The sequence below is a fragment of the Parundibacterium terreum genome, assembly GCF_014636315.1.
In the GTDB taxonomy this organism is placed as follows: Bacteria; Pseudomonadota; Gammaproteobacteria; order Burkholderiales; family Burkholderiaceae_D; genus Undibacterium; species Undibacterium terreum.
Genome location: NZ_BMED01000004.1, coordinates 441,972 through 467,850 on the forward strand (window position 1 = coordinate 441,972; position 25,879 = coordinate 467,850).

At 55.5% G+C, this 25,879-nt stretch carries 32 protein-coding genes and 1 tRNA gene; 27 read left to right on the forward strand and 6 right to left on the reverse strand.

The genetic code is table 11. The annotated features are described in order from the left end of the window. Positions 1–114 precede the first annotated feature (114 nt). The 20 genes from IEW12_RS20395 to tatC all read left to right on the forward strand — a co-directional run bounded on the left by IEW12_RS20395 (position 115) and on the right by tatC (position 14,545). A complete protein-coding gene (locus IEW12_RS20395; protein WP_188567935.1) occupies positions 115–753 on the forward strand; it encodes an MlaC/ttg2D family ABC transporter substrate-binding protein in 639 nt (212 codons plus the stop codon). Positions 754–779: 26 nt separating this feature from the next. Continuing rightward, positions 780–1,052 carry an STAS domain-containing protein gene (locus tag IEW12_RS20400; RefSeq protein WP_188568051.1) on the forward strand — a complete coding sequence of 91 codons (273 nt, stop codon included), beginning with the start codon at positions 780–782 and terminating at the stop codon, positions 1,050–1,052. A gap of 220 nt (positions 1,053–1,272) precedes the next feature. Continuing rightward, positions 1,273–2,175, forward strand: a complete 903-nt coding sequence (locus IEW12_RS20405; protein ID WP_188567936.1) for an ABC transporter ATP-binding protein — start codon at positions 1,273–1,275, stop codon at positions 2,173–2,175. Continuing rightward, entirely contained in the window at positions 2,175–2,930 is a 756-nt protein-coding gene (locus IEW12_RS20410; protein WP_188567937.1) for an ABC transporter permease, read from the forward strand. Before IEW12_RS20405 ends, IEW12_RS20410 begins: the two co-directional genes overlap by 1 nt. Before the next feature lie 57 nt (positions 2,931–2,987). Then, positions 2,988–3,224, forward strand: a complete 237-nt coding sequence (locus IEW12_RS20415) for a BolA family protein (protein WP_188567938.1) — start codon at positions 2,988–2,990, stop codon at positions 3,222–3,224. Then, a complete protein-coding gene (gene murA / locus IEW12_RS20420) occupies positions 3,224–4,474 on the forward strand; it encodes a UDP-N-acetylglucosamine 1-carboxyvinyltransferase (protein ID WP_188567939.1) in 1,251 nt (416 codons plus the stop codon). Before IEW12_RS20415 ends, murA begins: the two co-directional genes overlap by 1 nt. A 39-nt stretch (positions 4,475–4,513) precedes the next feature. Next, complete coding sequence (gene hisG, locus IEW12_RS20425) at positions 4,514–5,164, forward strand: ATP phosphoribosyltransferase (RefSeq protein ID WP_188567940.1); 651 nt, start codon at positions 4,514–4,516, stop codon at positions 5,162–5,164. Positions 5,165–5,259: 95 nt separating this feature from the next. Further along, complete coding sequence (hisD, locus tag IEW12_RS20430) at positions 5,260–6,573, forward strand: histidinol dehydrogenase (protein WP_188567941.1); 1,314 nt, start codon at positions 5,260–5,262, stop codon at positions 6,571–6,573. Then, positions 6,570–7,367, forward strand: a complete 798-nt coding sequence (locus tag IEW12_RS20435; protein ID WP_188567942.1) for a DNA-methyltransferase — start codon at positions 6,570–6,572, stop codon at positions 7,365–7,367. The genes hisD and IEW12_RS20435 overlap by 4 nt, the downstream gene beginning before the upstream one ends. Positions 7,368–7,568: 201 nt before the next feature. Beyond that, on the forward strand, positions 7,569–8,651 hold the full coding sequence (gene hisC, locus IEW12_RS20440; RefSeq protein ID WP_188567943.1) for a histidinol-phosphate transaminase: 1,083 nt from the start codon (positions 7,569–7,571) through the stop codon (positions 8,649–8,651). An 86-nt stretch (positions 8,652–8,737) separates the two neighbouring features. Then, entirely contained in the window at positions 8,738–9,334 is a 597-nt protein-coding gene (gene hisB / locus IEW12_RS20445; protein WP_188567944.1) for an imidazoleglycerol-phosphate dehydratase HisB, read from the forward strand. 63 nt (positions 9,335–9,397) lie between these two features. After that, complete coding sequence (gene hisH / locus IEW12_RS20450; RefSeq protein ID WP_188567945.1) at positions 9,398–10,048, forward strand: imidazole glycerol phosphate synthase subunit HisH; 651 nt, start codon at positions 9,398–9,400, stop codon at positions 10,046–10,048. A gap of 89 nt (positions 10,049–10,137) precedes the next feature. After that, a complete protein-coding gene (hisA, locus tag IEW12_RS20455; protein ID WP_188567946.1) occupies positions 10,138–10,923 on the forward strand; it encodes a 1-(5-phosphoribosyl)-5-[(5-phosphoribosylamino)methylideneamino]imidazole-4-carboxamide isomerase in 786 nt (261 codons plus the stop codon). Between the two features lie 6 nt (positions 10,924–10,929). Further along, positions 10,930–11,694, forward strand: a complete 765-nt coding sequence (hisF, locus tag IEW12_RS20460; RefSeq protein ID WP_188567947.1) for an imidazole glycerol phosphate synthase subunit HisF — start codon at positions 10,930–10,932, stop codon at positions 11,692–11,694. After that, positions 11,694–12,101 (forward strand): phosphoribosyl-AMP cyclohydrolase, encoded by a 408-nt coding sequence (gene hisI, locus IEW12_RS20465; RefSeq protein ID WP_188568052.1) that lies wholly within the window; start codon positions 11,694–11,696, stop codon positions 12,099–12,101. Before hisF ends, hisI begins: the two co-directional genes overlap by 1 nt. Further along, positions 12,098–12,475 (forward strand): phosphoribosyl-ATP diphosphatase, encoded by a 378-nt coding sequence (locus IEW12_RS20470; protein ID WP_188567948.1) that lies wholly within the window; start codon positions 12,098–12,100, stop codon positions 12,473–12,475. Before hisI ends, IEW12_RS20470 begins: the two co-directional genes overlap by 4 nt. Before the next feature lie 21 nt (positions 12,476–12,496). Next, a complete protein-coding gene (locus IEW12_RS20475) occupies positions 12,497–12,868 on the forward strand; it encodes a histidine triad nucleotide-binding protein (RefSeq protein WP_188567949.1) in 372 nt (123 codons plus the stop codon). 90 nt (positions 12,869–12,958) lie between these two features. Further along, complete coding sequence (gene tatA / locus IEW12_RS20480; RefSeq protein ID WP_188567950.1) at positions 12,959–13,186, forward strand: Sec-independent protein translocase subunit TatA; 228 nt, start codon at positions 12,959–12,961, stop codon at positions 13,184–13,186. Positions 13,187–13,228: 42 nt separating this feature from the next. Further along, positions 13,229–13,720: a Sec-independent protein translocase protein TatB gene (gene tatB, locus IEW12_RS20485; protein ID WP_188567951.1), complete on the forward strand. Its 492-nt coding sequence runs from the start codon at positions 13,229–13,231 to the stop codon at positions 13,718–13,720. A gap of 45 nt (positions 13,721–13,765) precedes the next feature. Next, a complete protein-coding gene (gene tatC / locus IEW12_RS20490; protein WP_188567952.1) occupies positions 13,766–14,545 on the forward strand; it encodes a twin-arginine translocase subunit TatC in 780 nt (259 codons plus the stop codon). 52 nt (positions 14,546–14,597) lie between these two features. Here the strand turns inward: tatC and IEW12_RS20495 are convergent, their stop codons facing one another. Both IEW12_RS20495 and IEW12_RS20500 read right to left on the reverse strand, forming a co-directional pair. After that, positions 14,598–15,278, reverse strand: coding sequence for a DUF2461 domain-containing protein (locus IEW12_RS20495; protein ID WP_188567953.1), 681 nt, complete (start codon positions 15,276–15,278; stop codon positions 14,598–14,600). 46 nt (positions 15,279–15,324) lie between these two features. Then, entirely contained in the window at positions 15,325–16,494 is a 1,170-nt protein-coding gene (locus IEW12_RS20500) for a Do family serine endopeptidase (protein WP_188567954.1), read from the reverse strand. A 39-nt stretch (positions 16,495–16,533) separates the two neighbouring features. Between IEW12_RS20500 and IEW12_RS20505 the strand changes: the two genes are divergently transcribed. After that, positions 16,534–17,343: a Nif3-like dinuclear metal center hexameric protein gene (locus IEW12_RS20505; RefSeq protein WP_188567955.1), complete on the forward strand. Its 810-nt coding sequence runs from the start codon at positions 16,534–16,536 to the stop codon at positions 17,341–17,343. A gap of 94 nt (positions 17,344–17,437) precedes the next feature. Here the strand turns inward: IEW12_RS20505 and mscL are convergent, their stop codons facing one another. Next, on the reverse strand, positions 17,438–17,857 hold the full coding sequence (mscL, locus tag IEW12_RS20510) for a large conductance mechanosensitive channel protein MscL (protein WP_308789149.1): 420 nt from the start codon (positions 17,855–17,857) through the stop codon (positions 17,438–17,440). A gap of 320 nt (positions 17,858–18,177) precedes the next feature. On the opposite strand from mscL, the gene petA reads away from it, so the two are divergent. The 6 genes from petA to IEW12_RS20540 all read left to right on the forward strand — a co-directional run bounded on the left by petA (position 18,178) and on the right by IEW12_RS20540 (position 22,534). Further along, entirely contained in the window at positions 18,178–18,792 is a 615-nt protein-coding gene (gene petA, locus IEW12_RS20515) for a ubiquinol-cytochrome c reductase iron-sulfur subunit (RefSeq protein ID WP_188567956.1), read from the forward strand. A gap of 2 nt (positions 18,793–18,794) precedes the next feature. Then, positions 18,795–20,207, forward strand: coding sequence for a cytochrome b (locus IEW12_RS20520; RefSeq protein WP_188568054.1), 1,413 nt, complete (start codon positions 18,795–18,797; stop codon positions 20,205–20,207). Positions 20,208–20,228: 21 nt separating this feature from the next. After that, positions 20,229–20,993 (forward strand): cytochrome c1, encoded by a 765-nt coding sequence (locus tag IEW12_RS20525; RefSeq protein WP_188567957.1) that lies wholly within the window; start codon positions 20,229–20,231, stop codon positions 20,991–20,993. 168 nt (positions 20,994–21,161) lie between these two features. Next, positions 21,162–21,773, forward strand: a complete 612-nt coding sequence (locus IEW12_RS20530; RefSeq protein WP_188567958.1) for a glutathione S-transferase N-terminal domain-containing protein — start codon at positions 21,162–21,164, stop codon at positions 21,771–21,773. A 137-nt stretch (positions 21,774–21,910) separates the two neighbouring features. Further along, the gene (locus IEW12_RS20535; RefSeq protein ID WP_188567959.1) at positions 21,911–22,402 is read left to right on the forward strand and encodes a ClpXP protease specificity-enhancing factor; all 492 of its coding nucleotides are present in this window, start codon (positions 21,911–21,913) and stop codon (positions 22,400–22,402) included. Between the two features lie 56 nt (positions 22,403–22,458). Further along, positions 22,459–22,534: transfer RNA gene (locus IEW12_RS20540), tRNA-Thr, on the forward strand. Between the two features lie 87 nt (positions 22,535–22,621). On the opposite strand, the gene IEW12_RS20545 is transcribed toward IEW12_RS20540, so the two are convergent. The 3 genes from IEW12_RS20545 to IEW12_RS20555 are packed head-to-tail and all read right to left on the reverse strand — an operon-like array spanning position 22,622 to position 25,850. Next, positions 22,622–23,506 carry a M48 family metallopeptidase gene (locus tag IEW12_RS20545; protein ID WP_229751250.1) on the reverse strand — a complete coding sequence of 295 codons (885 nt, stop codon included), beginning with the start codon at positions 23,504–23,506 and terminating at the stop codon, positions 22,622–22,624. Beyond that, on the reverse strand, positions 23,503–24,021 hold the full coding sequence (locus tag IEW12_RS20550; protein ID WP_188567960.1) for an SH3 domain-containing protein: 519 nt from the start codon (positions 24,019–24,021) through the stop codon (positions 23,503–23,505). The genes IEW12_RS20545 and IEW12_RS20550 overlap by 4 nt, the downstream gene beginning before the upstream one ends. Beyond that, positions 24,018–25,850 (reverse strand): adenylate/guanylate cyclase domain-containing protein, encoded by a 1,833-nt coding sequence (locus IEW12_RS20555; RefSeq protein ID WP_188567961.1) that lies wholly within the window; start codon positions 25,848–25,850, stop codon positions 24,018–24,020. The genes IEW12_RS20550 and IEW12_RS20555 overlap by 4 nt, the downstream gene beginning before the upstream one ends. Positions 25,851–25,879: the final 29 nt, after the last annotated feature.

Consider the following 25,879-nt stretch of genomic DNA (forward strand, 5'->3'; position numbering starts at 1 on the left):
GACAAATAAAATAATGTGATTGTAAGCAAGTGTGACAGCGGTCAACCGTTGCCTGTCTGAACTGGTTTAATGCTTACAATAAAAATGCGTGCTTTGCGCGCCGGGAAGAAAAAAATGAAAAAACTGATTAATAAATTTGTAATATTCGCATTCGCGACGCTGGCGTTTGCCGGCCACAGCATGGCTGCCGACGAGGCTGCCGATCAATTGGTGAAGCGCATCAGCACTGAGGTGATCGATGCTGCCAAAAATGACAAGGACATCCAGGCCGGCAACCAGAAGCGTATCAACGATCTGGTTGAAGCCAAGATCCTGCCTTATGTGAATTTCCAGCGCATGACTTCCCTGGCAGTCGGCAAGAGCTGGCGCGAAGCCACTCCTGAGCAGCAAAAACTGCTGGTCACCGAATTCCGCACGCTGCTGGTGTACACCTACTCCGGTGCGATTGCCCAGATCCGTGATCAGCAGGTAGAGTTCAAGCCTTTCCGCGCTGCTCCAGAGGATACCGAAGTGGAAGTGCGCACCCAGGTGATCCAGAAGCGCGGTGAACCTATCCAGTTGAGCTATCGTCTGGAAAAAGCGCCGGGCGGCTGGAAAATCTTCGACATCAATGTATTGGGTGCGTGGTTGGTTGAAACCTACAAAGGCAGCTTTGCTTCTGAAATCAGCAAGTCCGGCATCGATGGCCTGATCAAGACTCTGACCGAGAAGAACAAGAAGCTGGCTGCTGCACCTGCAAAACCGGCTAAATAAGATAACAAGGCAACGGCACAGTGAGCATGCAAGCTGCGAACGATCTCAACGTAAATAGCGCGACGGCAATCCTGCAATCCGGCTTGGTGGCGATTGCCGCCGGCAGCACGGATTTCGACATGTCGCGCTATACCGTCGTCGACTCTGTTGCCGTGACCGTCATGCTGGCATGGCAGCGCGCCGCTGTCGCTGCCGGCAAAACTGCCACTTTCCGTGGTGTGCAAGACAACCTGCGCAGCCTGATTGCGCTGTACGGCGTTACCGACCTGCTCGCGCTGGAAGACCAAGAGCGACATTGACCCTGCCTTTCCGGGGCCGCGCAAACCAAGCGTGACCCACACAAGCCAAGCTGCTTAGCTTATACGATGAGCTATGCAGGCTTCGATACTGAAAATCCCCTATAATCAAAGGTTTTCGCCCATTATGGGTGACAATGCCGCGAAAGCAAGCAGTGAAAGCGTGCCTTGCGGATGCCGCGATAATTTTCAGCAGACCATTTTGTAAAGTGCTTCAGCCGCCATGGCCGCCATCCAGATCACCAATGTAGAAAAACGCTACCAGTCGCTGCAAGCGCTCGGTGGCGTCTCGCTTTCGATAGAAGAAGGCGAATTTTTCGGTTTGCTAGGCCCGAACGGCGCCGGCAAGACCACGCTGATATCCATTATTTCAGGATTGAACCGGGCAGATTCCGGCAGCGTCAAAATCCAGGGCCACGACGTGGTCACCGATTACCGCGCCGCGCGCCGCAATCTCGGCGTCGTACCGCAGGAGCTGGTCTTCGATCCCTTCTTCACCGTACGCGAAACCCTGCGCATGCAATCGGGCTATTACGGCCTGAAAAACAATGACAAGTGGATAGACGAGGTGATGGGTCACCTGGACCTCACCAATAAGGCCGATACCAATATGCGCGCCTTGTCCGGCGGCATGAAAAGGCGTGTGCTGGTCGCACAGGCACTGGTGCACAAGCCGCCCGTCATCGTATTGGATGAGCCCACTGCCGGCGTTGACGTGGAGCTGCGCCAGACCTTGTGGAAGTTCATTGCCAGCCTGAACAAGGAAGGCCACACGGTGGTGCTGACCACGCACTATCTGGAAGAGGCGCAGGCTTTGTGCAATCGCATTGCGATGCTGAAATTCGGCAAGGTCGTGGCGCTGGATTCCACCTCGGCGCTGATCAAGCGTATCGCGGGTTCGCAGCTGGTGCTGCGCCTGTCGCAAGGCGTGCTGCCGGACAGCCTGAAGGATTTGCTGATGCATCATACAAGCACCAATGAATACGTATTGCGCGTGAACGACTATGCGGAAGTGGAGCCTATCCTGGCCGCTTTGCGTACGGCAGGCTGCACGATAGAAGATATGCAATTAAAGCAGGCGGACCTGGAAGATGTGTTCCTGCAAATCATGGATGGTGGCAAATAATGGTAGGCTTTCAGACCCTGTTTTATAAGGAAATCCTGCGTTTCTGGAAAGTTGCGACGCAGACCATTACCGCACCCATCATGACGGCCTTGCTGTACCTGTTGATTTTCGGCCACGCGCTGGATGAGCATGTGCAGGTCTATCCGGGTGTCAAATACACCGCCTTCCTGATTCCCGGACTGGTGATGATGAGCGTGCTGCAAAATGCTTTCGCCAACTCCTCATCGTCGCTGATACAGTCCAAGATCACCGGCAACCTGGTATTCGTACTGCTGCCGCCCTTGTCGCACTGGGAATTATTTAGCGCCTACGTACTGGCTGCCATCGTGCGCGGTCTGGCGGTGGGGACCGGCGTCTTCATCGTCACGGCCTGGCTGGCGAAGCTGTCTTTCGTTGCGCCGCTATGGATAGTCATTTTTGCATTGCTAGGCGCGGCAATGCTGGGTACCATGGGCTTGATCGCCGGTATCTGGGCAGAGAAATTCGACCAGTTGGCGGCGTTCCAGAACTTTTTGATCATGCCGGCCACTTTCCTGTCGGGCGTGTTTTACTCTATCCACTCACTGCCTGGCGTATGGCAGACCGTATCGCATTTCAACCCCTTCTTCTACATGATAGATGGGTTCCGTTACGGTTTCTTCGGACAGTCGGACGTGGATCCGGTATTGAGCCTGACCGTGGTCACCATATTTTTTGCATTGCTGGCAACGCTGGCGGTGCAAATGCTGAAGCGTGGATACAAGCTCAGGCACTAGTGCCAATGAGCGTGGCAATTGCCGGCATGCCTGGCTGAATTATTGAGAGAATGAATCGTGTTTCCTACACCTGAACAAATCAAGACCTATATCGCTGCCGGGCTGGAATGCTCGCACCTGGAAGTGGAGGGCGACGGCCAGCATTTCAATGCTGTCATCGTATCCGGCGCTTTTGCCGGCAAACGGCTGATCCAGCGCCATCAAATAGTGTACGCAGTATTGGGCGACCGCATGCGGGAAGAAATCCATGCGCTGTCGATGAAAACCCTGACCCCTGAAGAATTTGCAAAATAATGGATAAATTACTGATTACCGGCGGTAAGCGCCTGGCTGGCGATGTGTCTATCTCTGGTGCGAAAAACGCTGCGCTGCCTATTTTGTGTGCCGGCCTGCTGACTGCCGATGACGTGGTCTTGCACAATGTGCCTTCGCTGCAAGACGTATCAACGATGCTGAAGCTGTTGCGCCAGATGGGGTTGCAAGTGACGCAGCAGGATGGTGTTGTTACCTTGAACGGCGGCGATATCACCCAGTTGGAAGCGCCATATGACCTGGTGAAAACCATGCGCGCGTCCATCCTGGTGCTGGGGCCGTTGGTGGCGCGCTTCGGCGAGGCCAAGGTGTCCCTACCTGGCGGCTGCGCAATAGGATCGCGTCCTGTGGACCAGCACATCAAGGGTCTGCAGGCGATGGGTGCTGAAATCACGATCGAGGCCGGTTATATCCATGCCAAAGCCAAGAAATTGAAGGGCACACGCGTGGTCACCGACATGATCACCGTGACCGGTACTGAAAACTTGCTGATGGCGGCAACGCTGGCCGAAGGCGAGACCGTGCTGGAAAACGCTGCGCGCGAACCGGAAGTAACTGACCTGGCCAACCTGCTGGTAGCGATGGGCGCCAAGATCGAAGGCATAGGCACCGACAGGTTGGTGATCCAGGGTGTGGAGCGCCTGCATGGCGCCACGCACACCGTGATCGCCGACCGTATCGAGACCGCAACCTTCCTGTGCGCAGTAGGTGCAGCCGGTGGCGATATTACCTTGCGCAATGTACGCAGCGACATTCTGGATGTAGCGCTGGACAAGCTGCGCGAGGCAGGCCTCGTGATCACAACCGGCCCGGACTGGATACGCGCGCAAATGAGCGGCCGCCCCAAGTCCGTCAGTTTCCGTACTACCGAATACCCGGGCTTTCCTACCGACATGCAGGCGCAGTTCATGGCGCTGAACTGCATCGCGGCAGGCAGCAGCCGCGTGACCGAGACCATTTTTGAAAACCGCTTCATGCATGTGCAGGAAATGAACCGCCTGGGTGCTGCGATTGAAATCGACGGCCACACAGCAATGGTGACCGGGGTAGAGAAGCTGATCGGTGCGCCCGTGATGGCGACCGACTTGCGCGCATCTGCATCGCTGGTCATTGCAGGTCTGGCGGCAGAGGGCGAAACCCTGATAGACCGCATTTATCACCTGGACCGCGGCTACGACAGGATGGAAGTGAAGTTGTCCGGCGTCGGCGCCAATATCCACCGCATCAAGTAACGCAATCTTAAAGCTACAAGCAACAGAAAAGAGCCATCCATGTCCCAGCAACTGACCCTGGCTTTATCCAAAGGGCGTATTTTTGAAGAAACCCTGCCGCTGCTGGAAGCAGCAGGCATCAAGGTGACGGAAGATCCGGAAACCTCGCGCAAGCTGATCCTGCAAACCAATGATCCGCAAGTGCGGGTGATCATCGTGCGCGCTTCCGATGTGCCGACCTATGTGCAATACGGCGCGGCGGACTTCGGCGTGGCCGGCAAGGACGTGCTGTATGAGCATGGCGGAGAAGGCCTGTACCAGCCTATCGACCTGAAGATTGCCAAATGCAGGATGTCGGTCGCGGTGTCCGCCGGTTTCGATTACCAGAACGCCGTACGCCAGGGCGCCCGTTTGCGCGTAGCCACCAAATATGTGGAAACTGCCCGCGAACATTTTGCCAGCAAAGGCGTGCACGTGGACCTGATCAAGTTGTACGGCTCCATGGAGCTGGCGCCGCTGGTGGGCTTGTCCGATGCGATCGTGGATCTGGTCAGTACCGGCAGCACCTTGCGCGCGAATAATCTGGTCGAAGTGGAACACATCATGGAAATTTCTTCGCGCCTGGTGGTGAATCAGGCGGCATTGAAATTGAAGCGCGAACGCCTGCAGCCTATCCTGGATGCGTTTGAAAGCGCCTCGCGCAATAAGTAGTAAAAAACAGTACAAAAAGCAGCAAAGCAAGCAACATCGCAAGCAGCACAGCAAGCAAGACAACACATACTAGCCTGTACCTGATCGAGAACATTATGTCTTTACCCATTTCCAGACTGGATTCAGCGCAAGCGGATTTTAAGGCGAAGCTTTCTGCTTTACTGGCTTTTGAGGCCAGCGAAGATGAGGCGATAGACCGCGCTGCCGCGCAGATACTGGCAGACGTCAAATCACGCGGTGATGCGGCCGTGCTGGATGCAAGCAATCGCTTTGATCGCATGAGCGCGAGTTCGGTACAGGCGCTGGAATTGTCGCAACAGGAAATGCAGCAGGCACTGGCTTCACTGGCGCCTGAACGCCGTGCCGCGCTAGAAACGGCAGCCGCCAGAGTGCGCAGCTACCACGAACGGCAAAAACAAGAATGCGGCTCCGCCGGTTTCAGCTATACCGAAGCCGACGGCACTGTGCTGGGCCAGAAAGTGACGCCGCTGGATCGCGTCGGTATCTATGTGCCCGGCGGTAAAGCCGCTTATCCCTCATCGGTGCTGATGAATGCAATTCCGGCCAAGGTGGCCGGCGTGCAGGAAATCATCATGGTCGTGCCCACGCCGGACGGCGTAAAGAATCCTTTGGTGCTGGCTGCTGCGGTGATCGCCGGTGTTGACCGCGTATTCACGATAGGCGGCGCGCAGGCTGTCGGTGCATTGGCCTATGGCACTGCAACGATACCGCAGGTGGACAAGATCGTCGGCCCCGGCAATGCCTATGTGGCAGCTGCCAAGCGCCGCGTGTTCGGTACCGTAGGCATAGACATGATCGCCGGCCCTTCCGAGATTCTTGTGATTTGCGATGGCACGACGGACCCGGACTGGGTCGCTATGGACTTGTTCTCGCAAGCCGAGCATGACGAGCTGGCGCAATCCATTTTGCTGTGTCCGGATGCGGCCTATATTGAAGCGGTGCAGGCAAGCATTCTCAAACTGCTGGACGGCATGCCGCGCAAGGACGTGATCCGTACTTCGCTGGCGAACCGCGGCGCGCTGATCAAGGTCAGGGATATGCAGGAAGCCTGCGAGATCGCCAATAGCATCGCAGCCGAGCATCTGGAAATCTCCGCCGAAAACCCGCAGCAGTGGGCTGACCTGATACGCCATGCTGGCGCGATGTTCCTCGGCCGTTTTTCTTCCGAGGCTTTGGGTGATTACTGCGCAGGACCGAATCACGTCTTGCCCACTTCGCGTACCGCGCGTTTTTCATCGCCGCTTGGCGTGTATGATTTCCAGAAGCGCTCCAGCATTATCCATGTCAGCGAGCAGGGTGCACAGACGCTGGGCCGCGTGGCGGCAGAGCTGGCCTATGGCGAAGGTTTGCAGGCGCATGCCCGCAGCGCCGAATACAGGCTGAAATGAAGACACTGGACGCCGTCTGGCGTAACCGTATTTTTTGCGAGGACGCGCTACAGGGGCTGGCACGGATTCCCGATGGCAGCGTGGATCTGCTGGTGGCAGATCCGCCGTATGGGCTAGGCAAGGATTACGGCAACGACTCCGACAAGATGGAGTCGGCTGAATACCTGCAGTGGATGGAACAGTGGATAGACCTGGCCTTGCCCAAGCTGAAAGCTAACGGCAGCCTGTATATTTTCCTGACCTGGCGCTATTCGCCGGAAGTCTTCGTGCTGCTGAAGCAGCGCATGACGATGGTCAATGAAATCATCTGGGACCGGCGGGTTCCGTCCATGGGCGGCAGCACGCGCAAGTTTTCATCCGTGCATGACACGATAGGTTTCTTTGCGAAAGCCAAGGATTATTATTTCGATCTGGATGCGATCCGCATTCCTTATGATGCGGAAACCAAGAAGGCCAGGTCGCGCAAGATATTTGAAGGCGCCAAGTGGCTGGAGATGGGTTTCAATCCCAAGGACGTGTGGAGCGTATCGCGCCTGCACAGGGAACATCCGGAACGGGAAGAGCACCCCACGCAAAAGCCGCTGGAGATCATAGAGCGCATCATCAAGGCATCCTGTCCGGTGGGCGGCGTGGTATTGGATCCGTTCCTGGGTAGTGGCACTACCGCAGTGGCGGCCAGGCGTTGCGGCCGCGATTATGTCGGTTTTGAATTGAATCCCGAGTATTGCGCGATGATAGAGCAGCGCTTGCAGGATGACAGGCCGGAGCCGGAAGCAAGTCTGGGCGTGGCCTAGGCAGGACAGCTAAACAGAGCAGACCAGCAAGCAAAGAAGCAAGCAAATTCAGCCCGGAGTTTGTCCGGGAGCGATCCACAGGGCTTTATCGAGCCCAGGATTCAACAAGAGCAAATCCAGGCTCTACATTTAATGCGCAGGAAGCCGTTGTACTGGTATTGCGGTTTCCACCTTATTTAATGACGGCAATTGATTCGCCGCATGGAGCATATTTTGTCCCTGATAGAAAACATCATCCGTCCCGAAGTACGCAGCCTGTCTGCCTACCATGTCGCCGACTCATCCGGCTTTGTGAAGCTGGATGCAATGGAAAACCCGTACACCTTGCCGGAGGGCTTGAAGCAGCAACTGGCGCAGCGCCTGGCTGACGTGGCAATGAACCGCTACCCGGTACCGTCCTATGCGGTGCTGAAACAGGCAATCAGCGACAAGCTGGGCGTGCCGGCCGGATTTCCGGTCGTGCTGGGCAATGGTTCGGATGAATTGATCTCGATGATCTCAGTGGCTTGCGCCAAGCCGGGCGCCAAAGTGCTGGCCCCAGTACCGGGCTTTGTCATGTATGCAATGTCGGCCCGTTTTGCAGGACTGGAATTTGTCGGCGTACCGCTTGCCGCAGATCTGAGCCTGGACAAGGCGGCCATGCTGGCTGCGATTGCGCAGCATAGCCCGGCCGTCGTTTACCTGGCCTACCCAAACAATCCTACCGGTAATCTGTTTGATAAAGATGACATGCTGGAAATTATTGCCGCGGTAGGTAATAGCGGCGTGGTGGTGGTGGATGAAGCCTACCAGCCGTTTGCGCAGGCCAGCTTCATGCCCTTGTTGCCGAAATTCGATAATCTGGTGGTAATGCGCACGGTGTCCAAACTGGGCCTGGCGGGCATACGCCTGGGCTATATGTCCGGTAGCGCGGCGCTGATGGGCGAGTTCGACAAGGTGAGGCCGCCCTACAACATCAATGTACTGACCCAGGCGGCGGCAGAGTTCGTATTGCAGCATGTGGATGTGCTGGATGCGCAGGCGGCTCAATTACGTGAGCAAAGAGGCAAGCTGGCGGCTGCATTGGCTGCCTTGCCGGGAGTCAGCGTATTTCCATCGGCGGCGAATTTTCTGTTGGTTCGTGTACCAAATTCCGAACAAGCATTTGCTAAATTGTTAGAACATAAAATTTTAGTCAAAAATATGGGTAAAATGCATGCTCTGCTGGAGAATTGCCTGCGCATCACGGTCAGCACTCCAGAAGAAAATGCCGCCCTGCTGGACGCACTTTCTGCATCGCTTTGAGGCTGTCTCCGTGATTGATGAGACAATTGCGGAGCGCCACATTGGTGTTAAACTCGTACCAAGAACCTAGCCTTCTACCTATCATCATGCAAGCCCAACGCACCGCCGAAGTAAGCCGCAATACCAACGAAACCAAGATTCGTGTTGCGATCAATCTGGATGGCACCGGAAAACAAAAGCTCAATACAGGCGTCCCTTTCCTGGATCATATGCTGGACCAGATCGCCAGGCATGGCCTGATCGACCTGGAGATTGAGGCTGACGGCGATTTGCATATCGATGCCCACCATACAGTGGAAGATGTGGGTATCACGCTGGGCCAGGCCTTCGCGATTGCGATAGGCGACAAAAAAGGCATACGCCGCTATGGCCACTCCTATGTGCCACTGGATGAAGCTCTGTCCCGCGTGGTGATTGATTTCTCCGGGCGTCCCGGCCTGGAATTCCATGTACCCTTCAAGCGCTCGATGATAGGCGCATTCGACGTTGACCTGACCCATGAATTCTTCCAGGGCTTTGTCAATCATGCGCTGGTGTCATTGCATATCGACAATCTGCGCGGCGAGAATGCCCATCATCAATGCGAAACCGTATTCAAGGCCTTTGGCCGCGCGCTGCGCATGGCCGCTGAGCTGGACCCTCGTTCCGCCGGTACCATTCCTTCTACCAAGGGTAGCCTGTAGCCAGGGGATCATAGAACGCCAGCCAGAGCCGTGTCCGTGCTCTGACATTGCTTAAATCTGAACATGAAAAAAATTGTTGTAGTTGATTACGGTGTGGGCAATCTGCGCTCGGTGGCGCAAGCCCTGCGCGCGGTTGCTCCCGAGGTGGATGTACGCGTCTCCGGCGAAGTGGCCGATATCCGCGATGCCGACCGCATTGTCTTGCCGGGCCAGGGTGCCATGCATGATTGCATGCAAAGCCTGCGCGAGTCCGGCGTACAGGAAGCCGTGCTGGAGGCGGCGCTGAAAAAACCGCTGTTCGGCGTGTGCGTCGGTGAGCAGATGCTATTCGATCTTAGTGAAGAAGGCGATACGCCAGGTCTGGGATTATTGCCCGGCAAGGTCTTGCGCTTCCAGCTGGATGGCCAGTTGCAGGAAGACGGCTCACGTTTCAAGGTGCCGCAGATGGGCTGGAACCGCGTGCAGCAATCCATGCATGAGGGCAAGGCACATCCTTTGTGGAGCGGTATCGCCGACCAAAGCTATTTTTATTTCGTGCACAGCTATTATGCAAGGCCGGCCGAGTCCAGTCATACTGTGGGTATGACCGACTATGGCGCACCGTTTGCGTGCGCGGTAGCCAGGGATAATATTTTTGCGACCCAGTTTCATCCGGAAAAAAGTGCTGCTGCCGGATTGCAACTATATAAAAATTTTGTACACTGGAATCCTTAGTTTCGAGATGTAAACCAGGTTCAAGCCGACGAGTGAAATCGTCAAACAAATAGTCAAACTCATTAACTTCACTAGTAACTCATCCAGCCATGCTGCTCATTCCTGCCATCGACCTGAAAGACGGTCACTGTGTTCGCCTGAAACAAGGCGATATGGACCAAGCCACTGTATTTTCCGAAGACCCGGCCGAAATGGCGCGGCATTGGTTAAAACAGGGAGCACGCCGTTTGCATCTGGTGGACTTGAACGGCGCGTTTGCCGGCAAGCCCAAGAATGAGGCGGCGGTCAAGGCCATCATCCAGGCTGTACGCGACTACGCGGAAGAAACCGATACCGAAGAAATCCCGGTGCAACTGGGCGGCGGTATCCGTGACCTGGACACGATAGAGCGCTATTTGGATGACGGCCTCAGCTACATCATCATCGGTACCGCTGCGGTCAAGAATCCCGGTTTCCTGGCGGATGCCTGCAGCGCCTTCCCGGGCCAGATCATCGTCGGCCTGGATGCCAAGGACGGTAAAGTGGCGACCGACGGCTGGAGCAAATTGTCCGGCCATGAGGTGATAGACCTGGCCGTCAAGTTTGAAAGCTATGGTGTGGAATCGATTGTCTATACCGACATCGGCCGTGACGGCATGATGGGCGGCGTGAATATCGAGGCGACGGTCAAGCTGGCACAGGCGGTCAAGATTCCTGTGATCGCATCCGGCGGCGTGCACAATATCGATGACGTGGAAGCCTTGTGCGCAGTACAGGGCGAAGGCATAGAAGCGGTTATTTGCGGGCGTTCCATTTATGAAGGCACGCTGGATCTGTCCACCGCGCAGGACAGGGCCGATGAATTAAGCGGCGATGTTGATGAAGATGAAGAGTAATCCATTATGACGCTGGCCAAACGCATTATCCCTTGCCTTGACGTGACGGCGGGCAGGGTTGTCAAGGGCATCAATTTCCAGGAGTTGCGCGACGCCGGCGACCCGGTGGAAATTGCTCGTCGCTATGACCAGCAGGGTGCCGACGAAATCACTTTCCTGGACATTACCGCCTCGTCGGATGGACGCGACCTGATATTGCCGATCATTGAAGCAGTGGCGTCGCAGGTATTTATCCCGCTGACGGTAGGCGGCGGAGTACGGCAGGTAGCGGATGTGCGGCGCTTGCTGAATGCCGGCGCGGACAAGGTCAGCATCAATACTTCGGCCATCACCAATCCTCAACTGGTGGCGGACGCAGCGCAAAAGTACGGCTCCCAGTGCATTGTGGTTGCCATTGATGCGAAGCAGACCGCGCCCGGCAAATGGGAAGTTTTCACGCACGGCGGCCGCAATGCGACCGGCCTTGATGCAGTGGAGTGGGCCAGGAATATGGCCAGGCTGGGAGCCGGCGAGATACTGCTGACCAGCATGGACAGGGATGGCACCAAGGTCGGTTTTGACCTGGGATTGACGCGTGCGGTGTCGGACGCAGTCAGCATTCCGGTGATAGCCTCGGGCGGCGTCGGCGACCTGCAGGATCTGGCCGACGGGATCAAGCTGGGCGGCGCGGACGCGGTACTTGCCGCCAGCATTTTTCATTACGGACAACACACAGTGCAAGAGGCCAAGCAATTCATGGCTGCACAGCAGATACCGATGAGGTTGGCATGATGTCGGGCATACACGCAAAATGGTTGAACAAGGTCAAATGGGATGAGCATGGCCTGGTGCCTGTCATCGCGCAGGAAGCAAAGAGTAATGATGTACTGATGTTCGCCTGGATGAACCGCGACGCGCTGGCCAGGACGGTGGAACTGGGTGAAGCTGTCTATTGGAGCCGTTCACGCAAGAAGCTGTGGCATAAAGGCGAAGAGTCCGGGCATATCCAGAAAGTCATAGAGATCCGCCTGGATTGCGATGAAGACGTGGTCTTGCTGAAGGTAGAGCAGGTGGACAGCATTGCCTGCCATACCGGCCGGCATTCCTGTTTTTTCCAGAAATTTGAAGGTAATGCCGCTGACGGCGAGTGGCAGGTTGTGGATCCGGTATTGAAAGATCCGGAGAGCGTGTACAAATGAGTGTAACTTTGCAGCGCCTGGCAGACGTGATCGAATCGCGCAAGCTGGCCAATGGCGGCGACCCGGACAAATCCTATGTATCGCGCCTGTTTGCCAAGGGGGATGATGCTATCCTCAAAAAAATAGGCGAGGAAGCGACCGAAACCGTCATGGCCGCCAAGGACGCGCGCGTCTCCGGCGATAATTCCAAGTTATTGTATGAATGCGCCGATCTGTGGTTTCACAGCATGGTCATGCTGGCGCACTATAATCTGACGCCACAGGATGTATTGAATGAGCTGGCCCGGCGCGAAGGCATTTCCGGCATAGAAGAAAAAGCCGCACGCAAGGATGAATTACGGGACCAGCAAGAGTCAAACAAAACTAGCCAATAATTCTTTTTGAACAGGGTTAACGTGGATAACTGCCTTTTCTGCAAGATAGCTGCAAAACAAATACCGTCGGCGGCGGTATATGAGGATGAGGATTTACTGGCCTTCAAGGATATCAATCCTGCCGCCCCTGTCCATATCCTGATTATCCCAAAGAAACATATTGCAACACTGAGCGATGCCGGTGCGCAAGATGAGGCTTTGCTGGGTAAAATGCTGGCTCTGGCTCCAAAAATTGCCAGGGAGCAGGGATGCGACCTGAAAAAGGATGCCGATGGCGGTTTGTCGGGCGGCTACAAGACGCTGATCAATACCGGGCCTGACGGCGGGCAAGAGGTGTATCATCTGCATATACATGTGATAGGCGGTCCCAAGCCCTGGCGCGGCCAGCGCTGATCTGATTGCCCTGAGGCAGGAAACCGGGCAAACGGTTCCGCATTTCATTTCATCATAGACGGGAGAGCATTGCTCTCATTAGGAGAAAACATGGGTTCATTTAGTATTTGGCACTGGCTGGTTGTGCTGGTCATCGTGATGTTGATATTCGGCACCAAGAAATTGGGCAATATCGGCTCCGACCTGGGCAAGGCAGTCAAAGGCTTCAAGGATGGCGTAAAAGGCGCGGACGAAGAAGACAAGCCTGCGCAAGCTCCATCCCAGGTGGCAGACAAAAGCACGATAGACGTCGAAGCCAAGGAAAAAGCGAAGCACTGATGGCGCTAATTTACCGGCTGAACCCGTCCGCGGGCAAACTCCATGATTGATCTCGGTTTAACCAAGCTGGCATTGATAGGCGCGGTTGCGCTGGTCGTCATTGGCCCTGAAAAGCTGCCCAAGGTAGCCCGTATGGCTGGTACGCTGTTTGGGCGTGCGCAGCGCTACATCAATGAAGTGAAATCCGAGGTCAGCCGCGAGATTGAGCTGGAAGAGCTGCGCAAGATGCAAAAAGACGTGCAGGAGGCTGCGCAGGAAGTAGGGCAGTCGATTTCGCAGGGCATGTCCGAAGTTGAAAATGAAATCCATTCGGCCTGGGATGGCGAGCGTGGTACGGGCAGTTCATCCGATACCGCCACGATCGGCGATCTGGCACTGAAAGCCAAAGATTTCCGCCGCAAAAAGCTGGCGCGTACCTCGGCAGTCCCAGGATGGTATAAAAACCAGACCGGCCGCCGCGCGCATGTGATGTCAGGCGCCGCCAGAATGGCCAGGCACCGTGCCAAGCGTGCTACACCCGCAAGTTTTTTTTAAAACCTTCCCCATGTTCCCGTATTCACCCTCCGTAATGGACCTTGCATGAGCGATCAACTGAGTGATCAAGATACGCAGGGACCGCAAGACACCTTTATCTCCCATCTGGTCGAATTGCGCGACCGCCTGGTCAAGGCTTCAATAGGCATCGCGATCGTATGCGCGGGCCTGTTCATCTGGCCCGGCCCTTCGGCGATTTACGACTTCCTGGCGCAGCCAATGATAGCCTCGCTGCCGGCCGGCTCCAAGATGATCGCTACCGGCGTTATTTCGCCTTTCCTGGTGCCGATGAAAGTCACGCTGGTGCTGGCCTTTCTACTGGCTTTGCCCTGGGTGTTGTACCAGGCCTGGGCTTTTATCGCTCCCGGCTTGTATACGCATGAAAAAAGACTGGTCGCGCCGCTGGTGATCTCGTCATCCCTGCTGTTCATGGCCGGCGTCGCCTTTTGCTATTTCTTTGTTTTCGGCCGGGTGTTCCGGTTCATCAGCGACTTCGCGCCGACGTCGATCACGGTCTCGCCGGATATAGAAAACTACCTCGATTTCATCATGACGATGTGCCTGTCCTTTGGCGTCACCTTTGAGGTGCCCATCGTCGTCGTGGTGCTGGTGCGCATGGGCCTGGTAACGCTGAAGCAGTTAAAGGATATCCGTCCTTACGTGATCGTCGGCGCATTTGTGGTCGCCGCCGTGGTCACGCCGCCGGATGTTGTCAGCCAGTTTTCGCTGGCGATTCCGATGTGGCTGCTGTTTGAACTGGGTTTGCTGGTGGCGCCGGTCTTTGTGCGGGTGACCCAGGCGCCGGAAGAAGATCAGGCTTCCTGATCTTTCGATTTGCAGCGGCTGGGCTTGAGGCGAGACTGAGGTGGGCTTGCGTTCAGGCGGAGAAGGACGCTGTCCTTAGCCAGGTTGCCAGCGGGTAGCCGGCTTTAAAGCCTTTCACCAGTGTGGCTTCCAGGGTATCCGGGTTCATGTCCCTGGTCGTTACCTCGGTCCAGACCATGTAGCCCTTGAGCTTGATGTATTCCATATGCGGCAAGTCTTCGCTGAAGCCCTTCGGCGGGCGGGTCAGCTTGCCTTCTTCCTGCAAACCGCCAAAAACACTCTTCATCGTCTTGTTCTTGATCATCTTGCCGAAGCCATCCGGGTCGGCCACGATCTGGTTGCGGATATTCTTCAGGCGATCCGATGGCGGCATGTATTCGCCGATCGCATACAACAACTCACCTTGGGCATTGATCTGGAAGTAATAAGCCGGGCCACCGCCATCGCTGGGTTTCTTACGGCCGCTGGGCAGGATGGACGCTGAAAAATAAGTCTTGTACGGTGATTTATCTGCAGAAAAACGCATATCGCGGTTGATGCGGAACAGCGCCTTTTTCGGCTCGCAGCCCAGGATCGCCGGATCGAACTTGCTGATCTCGGCAACCAGATTGGTCACCAGTTGCAGGAATTCCGCGCGCAGGATGTCGTAGCGTGGCTTGTTCATCACAAACCAGGCGCGGTTATTGTTTTCTGAGAGTTCAAACAGGAAGCGGTTCAGGTCACGGATATGCATGTCTGTATTTATCTATACTTGTCTGTAGTGTTGGGCCTGCAGGGAATTATTCCTCGCGGCGGGATCTCTGGCGTTTGCCTATCAGTACGCTGAGCGCGGTTTCATGGCCATTACGCATTACCGTGATCTTGGCCTTCTGGTTGGGCTGTAACTGCGCGATAAGGTTCAGCATGGCGGTGGTATCTGCCACTTCCTGGCCTTCTATCGAGACCAGGATATCGCCAGGCTTGATGCCCGCCTTGTCGGCCGGGCCACCGCGTATGACACCGGCGATGATGGCGCCGGATTTTTGCGGAATGCCGAAGCTGTCCGCCAGTTCCGGCGTGATGTCTTGCGGCTCCACGCCTATCCAGCCGCGTGTGACCTGGCCGGTGCTGATGATGGAATCCATCACGGTCTTGATCGTGGTGACCGGAATGGCGAAGCCTATGCCCAGCGAGCCGCCAGTGCGGGAATAGATCGCGGTATTGATGCCCAGCAGGTTGCCGTTGACGTCGATCAGTGCACCGCCTGAATTGCCGGGGTTGATTGCCGCATCGGTCTGGATAAAGTTTTCAAAGGTATTGATGTCCAGGTGGTTGCGGCCCAGTGCCGAGATAATGCCCATGGTCACGGTCTGGCCCACGCCGAAGGGATTGCCTATCGCCAGCACCACGTCGCCTACGCTGGCCTTGTCCGAGTGCCCGAGGGTCACGGCAGGCAGGTTATCCAGTTCTATCTTGATGACGGCCAGATCGGTCTCCGGATCCGTGCCTACGACCTTGGCCGCCGCCTTGCGGCCATCCGGCAGCACCACGTCGATTTCGTCGGCAGCTTCCACCACGTGGTTATTGGTCAGGATATAGCCTTGCGGGCTGACGATAACGCCGGAACCCAGGCTGGACTGGCGCTCAGGCTGCTGGCGATTCAATTGGTCGCCGAAAAATTTTTTGAAAAAAGGATCGTTCAGCAGCGGATTATTTGGCTGGCGGATTTCCTTGGCGGTATAGATGTTGACGACGGCCGGCATCGCCCGTTTGGCCGCATCGCGATAAGACCCCTGCGAAGGGACGCTGGTGGCCGGGGCCTCCTGCATTGCCACCGTCGAGGACGCGACGCGTATGCCGCGGTTGGCGATGGCCGAATTTGCCCAATCGGGTTTCAAGGTGGTTACAATGAACCACAGGGCCAAACCGACAGTGACGGTTTGCGCAAACAAAAGCCATAGACGTCGCATAGGATCAAATACCGGGTGAAATATGAGTAAGGACTTAGTATGAGTAAGGGCTTAATAAGCGAGCAGGGAAAACAACAGGCTGACAGGATCGTAGATAGGGATCACTTGTCTGAATTTCTAGCCTCCGAGCTACAAATATCGCGGTTTCGTGATTATTGCCCAAATGGTGTGCAGGTGGAAGGGCGCAGCGAGATTAAAGTGCTGGTCAGCGGGGTGACCGCGAGCCTGGCCTTGCTGCAGGCCGCGGTAGAGCTGCAGGCCGACGCGATACTGGTGCACCACGGCTATTTCTGGCGCGGCGAAGACATGCGGGTCATAGGGCAAAAACAGCGCAGGCTGAAGTTGCTGCTGGAGAATGACATTTCTCTGTTTGCCTACCATTTGCCGCTGGATATGCACCCGCAACTGGGAAATAACGCGCAATTGGCAGACGTATTGGGCCTGGTGCCGGATGCGCGCTTTGGCGATGACGATCTGGGGTGGCTGGGCACCGTGGACACCGGCGCGGCAACGCTGGGCGATCTGGCGGCCCGGATAGAGCAGCGGCTGGGCAGGGTGCCGCTGCTGATAGGCGATCCGGCACAGAAGCTGGGCGCGTCAGCCAGAGTGGGCTGGTGTACGGGGGCAGCGCAGAATATGCTGGGAGACGCCATTGCAGCCGGTGCCCGGGTTTACCTGAGCGGCGAGATATCGGAGCCCACTGTGCATCTGGCGCGCGAATCCGGCGTTGCCTACATTGCTTGCGGGCACCATGCGACTGAGCGCTATGGCGTGCAGGCGCTGGGCAGGCATATTGCGCAGCAGTTTGGCATTACGCACCACTTTGTCGATATCGACAATCCGGTGTAGCTGCCCGAATGATGCGGAAATAAAAAAAGCTGGCATTGCCAGCTTTTTTTTGCAAAGTACGCTGCTTGCTGCTTGTGAGCAGGCTTGCAGCAGCTTATTTTCTCAGTGCATCGCGGATTTCGCGTAATAGCAGCACATCTTCCGGTGTCACTGCCGGTGGCGCCTCGGCGACCGGCTCGTCTTTCTTCATTTTATTGAACAGGCGCACCATTTGGAAGATGATGAAGGCCAGTATCAGGAAATTCAGCGAGATCGTGATGAAATTGCCATAGGCCAGTACCGCGCCGGCTTTCTTTGCTTCCACCAAGGTCATCGTCGCAGCCTGCCCATTCAGCGGCAGGTAGTAGTTGGAGAAGTCCAGCCCCCCGAAAATCCTGCCGACGATAGGCATGACAATGTCGCCAACCAGCGAATCGACGATTTTGCCGAAGGCGGCGCCTATGATGACACCGACAGCCAGGTCCACCACGTTACCCTTGCTTGCGAATGCCTTGAATTCTTGCATCATACCCATAACGACTCCTTCAGAAAATTGATCATGCTTGCTGCCGTCTTCGCTTTTATAGCAAAGTAGCAATATTCTAACGGTCTATTGCAGAAAAATGAGGGCGGGCTTGTTAAATTTAGTTTCCAAACGATAAAAACTTAATTCAAATAAGAATCATTATTAATTGGCGAAAAAATAATCATATATTTGTCAAAAATGTCGTATCTGTTGCCAACATGAGAAATGTTTTTCTTTAAAACCACACTCTGCTCCTTTATAATTTAGGGTTGCTAGAAGTTCCGTTTAAGCTTGATAAAAGTTTTGAATTTTGACAGATTGGGGTTGGTATGAGTATCGAAAAGCAGGTCGATTCCGGCCGTCGCGGCTTGCTCGTCGCCACGTGTGCGGCGGGTGGTGTGGCTGGATTGGCAACCGCAGGGGCACTGGTCAGCACTTTCCAGCCATCTGAGCGTGCAAAAGCCGCCGGTGCGCCTGTAGAAGCAGATATCTCGGATTTGAAACCGGGTGAGATGAAGGTGTTTGAATGGCGCGGTAAGCCCGTCTGGATACTGAAACGTACTCCGGAGATGATGGCCAGCCTGGCCAAGACCGAAGACAAGGTCGCCGATCCCAAGTCGGAAAAACCATTTACCATGGACATGCCTGAGTATTGCAAAAACCAGGCGCGCTCCCGTAAAGAACATAGCGAACTGCTGGTGACCGTGGGTATCTGCTCCCACCTGGGTTGCTCCCCAAGCTCCAAGTTCCAGGCTGGCGCCCAGCCATCCCTGCCGGACGACTGGGCAGGCGGCTTCCTGTGCCCTTGCCACGGTTCTACGTTCGATCTGGCCGGCCGCGTTTACAAAAACAAGCCAGCGCCTCAAAACCTGGACGTTCCGCGCTATATGTTCCTGTCGGATACCAAAGTTATCATCGGTAAAGATGAGAAAGGCGAGGCTTAATCATCATGGCTTTTGTTGAGAAAAAACTGCCGGCTGACGCCCCTGTCGCTGCCAAGGCCCTGAACTGGGTCGACTCCCGTTTTCCGCTGACCAAGCTGTGGAATGATCAATGGGGCAATTACTACGCTCCAAAGAACTTCAACTTCTGGTATATCTTCGGTTCGCTGGCGATGCTGGTGCTGGTGATCCAGATCGTCACCGGTATCTTCCTGGTCATGCATTACAAGCCGGACGCCAACCTCGCGTTCGCTTCGGTTGAATACATCATGCGTGATGTGCCATGGGGCTGGCTGGTGCGCTACATGCACTCGACCGGCGCTTCCGCCTTCTTCATCATCGTGTACCTGCACATGACCCGTGCGCTGCTGTACGGTTCCTACCGCAAGCCGCGCGAACTGATCTGGGTATTCGGTTTTGCGATTTTCCTGTGCCTGATGGGCGAAGCTTTCATGGGCTACCTGCTGCCATGGGGCCAGATGTCCTACTGGGGCGCACAGGTTATTGTTAACTTGTTCGGTGCCATCCCTTTCATCGGTCCTGACCTGTCCCTGTGGATACGCGGCGACTATGTAGTTTCCGACGCAACCCTGAACCGTTTCTTCGCTTTCCACGTGATCGCGATTCCTCTGATCCTGCTGGGTCTGGTGGCTGCTCACTTGATCGCTTTGCATGAAGTCGGCTCCAACAATCCTGACGGTATCGAAGTGAAAGAAAACCTCGGCCCGGACGGACATCCTGTGGATTCGATTCCTTCTCATCCTTACTACTCTGTACACGACATCTTTGGCGTGACAGTGTTCCTGGTCATCTTCAGCGCAGTGGTTTTCTTTGCTCCTGAAATGGGCGGTTATTTCCTGGAATATAACAACTTCATCCCTGCCGATTCGCTGAAAACACCTCCGCACATCGCTCCTACCTGGTACTTCACGCCTTTCTATTCGATCCTGCGTGCGACCACTTCCGAGTTCCTGTATGTAGTGATGGCCGGTATCGTTGCCTATGTCAGTCTGGTTTACCTGAAGTCCAAGCTGCCAGGCATCGTTAAGGCAGGTATCGCGGTCTTGGGCCTGCTGATGATCATCGGCATGATGCCTTTCGGCCTGGAAGCAAAATTCTGGGGCGTGGTACTGTTCGGCTCTTCCGTGGTGATCTTGGGCGCCTTGCCTTGGCTGGACCAATCCCCGGCGAAGTCGATCCGCTATCGCCCGGACTGGCACAAATACCTGCTTATCGTGTTTGGTATTTCCTTCATTACTCTGGGTTACCTCGGTATTCAACCACCGTCCCCACTGTTTGAACGTATCTCGCAGGTGTGCACGGTGATCTACTTCAGTTTCTTCCTGTTAATGCCATGGTGGAGCACAATGGGCACGTTCAAGCCTGTGCCTAAGCGCGTGACATTTTCTGCACACTAAGCATCAAAAGGAATGATAAGCATGAAATTAATTAAAAAAATGATCGCTGTGCTTGCCTTTGTTCCAGTGTTTGCGCTGGCCAATGAAGGTGGGTATCCGCTGGATCACGCAGAAAACCGCACCACTGATCTGGCTGCCCTGCAAAATGGCGCCAAGCTGTTCGTCAACTATTGCCTGAACTGCCACTCGGCATCGGCAATGCGTTACAACCGCTTGCGCGACATCGGCCTGACCAATGAGCAGATCAAGGACAATTTATTGTTCACCGGCGAAAAAGTCGGCGATCTGATGAAAAACACAATGGCGCCTAAAGATGCGAAAGCATGGTTTGGCGCTGTGCCTCCAGACCTGTCCGTGATCGCCCGTTCCAAGGCATCCGAAGCTGGTTCCGGTGCAGATTGGCTGTATACTTACCTGCGTACCTACTACAAGGACGACAGCCGTCCAACCGGCTGGAACAACCTGGTATTCCCTAACGTCGGCATGCCGCACGTATTGTGGGAATTGCAAGGTGTTCGCAATGCCAAGTTTGTAGAGCAGGAAGATCCGCATGAGCACGGCAAAACAGTGCATACATTTGCCGGATTTGAAACTGTTACTCCTGGCAAGCTGAAAGAAGCTGAGTTCGACAGTGAAGTAACCGATCTTGTCGCTTATTTGCAATGGATGGGTGAGCCGGCACAGAATGACCGCAAACGTCTGGGCGTTTTCGTGTTGCTGTTCCTGGCTGGCCTGAGTGTTCTGGCATGGCGCCTGAATGCATCCTATTGGAAAGAAGTAAAGTAAGGGGCGTAAGCCTGACGGCATTGATTTTGACGAAAAAATCCCAATATTCGGTCAGTCAACGCCATTCTCAAGTCATCTGCTTTTTATCCTCGTAAGCAGATGTTTATCCCAGGGTGAGGCGCATAAGAGTGGGCGCCTCGCCCTAATTGTTTCTAAGGAACTATAAAAATGATGGTTCTCTACTCGGGCACTACCTGCCCATTTTCACAACGTTGCCGCCTCGTCTTGTTCGAGAAAGGCATGGATTTTGAAATTCGTGATGTAGATCTGTTCAACAAGCCGGAAGATATTTCCACCATGAACCCGTACGGCCAAGTGCCTATTCTGGTGGAACGCGACCTGATCCTGTATGAATCCAACATCATCAATGAATACATCGATGAGCGTTTCCCGCATCCTCAGTTGATGCCGGCTGATCCGCTGATGCGCGCGCGCGCCCGCCTGATGCTGTTCAATTTTGAAAAAGAATTGTTTATCCACGTTCACACGCTGGAAAACGACAAATCTACCGCATCCGCCAAAGTACAGGACAAGGCCCGCGCAGAAATCCGCGACCGCCTGACGACGCTGGCGCCTTTGTTCGTCAAGAACAAATACATGCTGGGCGATGAGTTCTCCATGCTGGATGTGGCGGTTGCACCGCTGCTGTGGCGTCTGGATCACTATGGCATCGAGCTGTCCAAGACTGCTGCACCATTGATGAAATATGCTGAGCGCATCTTCTCGCGCCCAGCCTATATTGAAGCGCTGACTCCTTCCGAGAAAGTCATGCGCCGTTAATTGTTGCACCCACTAAAGAGCAAGGCTGACAGGAATATCACGTCAGCCTTGTGTTTTTTAGAGCAGCGACTATTCTTCTACAATAAAAATTAAAGGAAGCCGGATTTACAGGCATAAGCCGGTGTCCGAAACCAGGTATGTCAGAAATTTCAACCAAACCCTATTTCATGCGCGCCATTTATGAATGGTGCACCGATAATGGCTATACGCCTTATCTGGCGGTGAAAGTCCATGGCAGCGCCGTGCGCGTGCCTATGGAGTTTGTGCGCAATGGCGAAATCGTACTGAACATCAGCTTTGGCGCGACCAGTGGCCTGAAGATGGATAACGAAGCCGTGACCTTCAAAGCACGGTTCGGCGGCGTGTCGCGCGATATTTATGTTCCAGTCGAGAATGTGCAGGCAGTATACGCCAGCGAAAACGGCCAAGGCATGGCGTTTGACATAGGCCCGACGGAAGAGGAAGAACAAGAGTTGGCCGAGGAAATTCCCGTGGAACAACCGGCCCGGTCTATAGGCCTAGCTGCTGTACAAACAGATAACAGCGGCGAGAAGAATCAGGCAGAAATAAAAAATTCTGCAGAAACACAAAAAAAAGCAGGAAAGCCCTCGCTAAAAATAATAAAGTAGCCTATAATGTTGTTCTTCGAGATTGATTGAGAAATCAACGCAATTTCAAAAGTTTCGCCGGCTTAGCTCATTTGGTAGAGCAGTTGACTTGTAATCATCAGGTGGCCAGTTCGATTCCGGCAGCCGGCACCATTAAAGACCCATCGTTAGTAATAACGGTGGGTTTTTTCTTTCCCAGGCCTTGCTTTCGCGCGCGCGAGGATATGGGCGCGGGAGCCTTCACTTCCTGCTGACAGCCGCAATGGATGCGGTGAAACGCGAGGGCACGGTTGGCAGCTTGTCAAAACGCTCAAAGGCCGGACTCATCGCAGTATCCAGAGCTGCCAACCTGGTTGCAGGCGTGGGGTGGGTTCTGAACAGCAGCGCAAGGCCGGGATCGCCTGGGTTGATGGCCTCCAGTGCTTGCAGCACTGCCGGCAAGCCATACGGGTCATAGCCTGCCCTGGCGGCGATCACGACGCCCATGCGGTCGGCCTCCAGCTCATCGTCCTTGTCCAGGCCGCGGGTATACAGCTCGGTGCCGGCATTGGCCCATTTGATCAGTTCCGGGCTGACTCCTTTTTTCTCCGCGCCGAAAGCCAGCAGGTCGGTTGCCAGGCTGGCGCCTGCTGCTTTCCTGATCGCTTGCAGGTGATGCCTTTTCAGTACGTGGGAAATTTCATGTGCGAGCACGCCGGCCAGTTCGGCTTCGCTCTTCATCCGTATCAGCAGGCCGCGCGTAATCACGATATAGCCACCTGGCGCGGCAAAGGCGTTGATCTCGCCGTCATCCAGCACGGCGAAAGTCCAGGGCAGGTCGGGGCGATCAGTCTGCAGTGTCAGCCAGCGGCCTACACTATTCACATAACGCTGCACCCGCTGGTTCTGCAATAGCGGCGCTACACCCAGCAAATTGCTGGCGATACCTTGCCCCAGTACGACTTCCTGGGCGTCGCTGATGTCGCTGACCATGTCCCTGGCACTATCGACGCTTTTCATGACCTTGTTCATGTCCACATTCTGTACCAGCACGGGGGCCAGTGACGGAGCTAGCATGGGGGCGACGCAGCCGGCGCAGGCAAGGCCTATGGCGGCCGCCAGCGGACGCAGGAATTTATTTTTCATTTTTTTCCTCCCGAGGCGCTGACATATTCGATGCTCTGGGCATCCAGTTTTTCAGTCTTCGCAAATTTCTGCGCGTCCGGTTTGCTGACCGCGTAGGTGCGCATCGCGTCAAAAGCCTTGGGATTGGGGCTGGGCGCGATCAGTTTTTTCTCATCCAGGCCGCGGGTGCCGGTGGTGACGGTGCTGCCGCTTTTGCCGGTGGTGACCAGGTTGTACATGGATTGCAGACCGCTGGTTTCATTCTTGGGCGGTGGCGTCGCATCGCCGAAGCGCAGGCTCAGCATTTTTACCCAGCCTGTCAGCGTCTCGGCCTTGACCTGGGTCCAGGCGGCCTTGCGCATGATGATTTCCACTTTATTATTTTCGGCCAGGCGGGAGATGGTCGTCGAGTCGTTAAACGGAGTGGATTTCAGTTCCGTTGAGCGTACCGTATATGCATACTCCTTGATGACGGCATCCTTGGCATGGGCGATGCACCCCAAAGCCAGTAAAAATAAGGCTAATAGTCGCTTCATCTCTCGCTCTTTTCTGTCGGCGTATACAGCTCGACTTCTTGTTCTCTTCCCTTCACCTTATAGGAGCCCGCAAGGGCAAAGTCAAGGGCGCCTCCGCATAACAACATGGTCTCTCTGGAAAGCAGGATGCCGGCCACCTCTTTGGTCAGTCCCTCAATGCGGCTGGCCAGGTTCACGGTGTCGCCTATCGCGGTGTATTCGCGCCGCTGCTCCGAACCTATCAGGCCTACCACGGCAGGGCCCGAATGCAGGCCTATGCCGACGTCGAAGTCCTTGTCCTGCTCTCCCAATTCCTGTTTGAACTGCTGCAGCACCCGGCTCATTTCCAGCGCTGCCTGTACTGCATTCAGCGCATGCTGTTCGTCATCCAGCGGAGCGCCCCAGAAGGCCATGATGCAGTCGCCGATGAATTTATCCAGCGAGCCTCCGTGCCGGAAAATGACTTCCACCTGCAGTGAAAAATAGCGATTTAATAAGCTCACTACTTCCTGCGGTGTGCGGTTCTCAGCCAAACCGGTAAACCCGCGTATGTCCGAAAATAGCACGGTGATCTGGCGGCTTTCTCCGGCGCGGCTGAGCCCGCCGCTGGCCACCAGTTCCTTGACCACATGCGGATTGACGAAGCGGCTGAACAACTGCACCGCCTGCTGGCGCGATTTGCGCTCGCGCAGGTATTCCTGCAAGGCGCACAGGATGTAAAAGGCCCAGGCAAGGGTCAGCGGGGTCAGCAATTGCAGCACGAGCAGGCTGTCCAACGCCAGATAGCTGGCGGCAAGGCCGCTTAGGCTGAGCAAGAAAAGAGCAAGCCCTGTCCTCAGCACATAGCGGCGCCGGGACAGTTGCGCATACAAGGCGGCCAGCAAGTCCAGGCAGACTGCCATTCCCAGCCAGCGCGGGGGCCTGTGCATCATGCGCTGATTCTTCAGGTTGTCGATCGCCGTCGCCAGTATGGCCTGGCCCGGATACAGGCTGGCGATCGGTGTGACACGGATATCATGCAAGGCCGATGCATCGGTCCCTATGATGACTATTTTTCCGCGCAACTCGTCTGCCCGGCGTAGCGGATGCTCGCGATTGAAATCCTGATACAGCTCGGCATACGGAATCCGGGTAAACGCCCTGCTTCCGCCACGCCAGCTCAGCAACATATCCGCTTGCTGCGGTACCGGATAGCCCAGGTCCTGCGCTATCCGAGCCGGTAGCGAAGGGAGCAGCCAGCCCTGGATATCGGTATATAAATCATAACGCCGGCCTACGCCGTCGCTGTCATTGGCAAAGTTGATGGTGCCGGTGCGCCAGAACTGGGGATTGACTGCCAGTGGCGGCATCAGCGCCGCGTGCGCGTCCGGATTGGCACCGGCACTGTGCCGTATGCCTAGCTGCCCGGCGACCTGGGCGAGCAAAGGGCCTGCACCATCCTGTTCTTTGGGTAGCCGCACCAGCGGGAAATAGATGTTTTGCTTGCCCTGCAAGGCCTGATTGAACTGGGCATCGCTCTCTGGACGATAGACATCGCGTTCGACAAAAGGCAGGTCGAAGACGATGGCCTTCGGTTGCTGGCGCGAGATGCCTTCCACCAGTTCGCCATGCACGGAGCGCGGCCAGGGCCAGCTACCTGCGATGTTTTCCATCTGCGCCAGGCTGGCGTCGTCGATATTGACGAGTACGATATCCGGATCCGGACTGAGATTCCTGGCGTGATGCCTGACGAGAAAATCGGACAGGCGATTCTCCAGCGGCAGCATGCCATGCAGCCAGCCCATCTCGACCACGGCGGCGAGCAGGAACAGCAGGCCCAGAACGCGTAAATACTTTGCAGGCTCTTTCATGGATTATTTTTATATTTTCGTTCTATGTG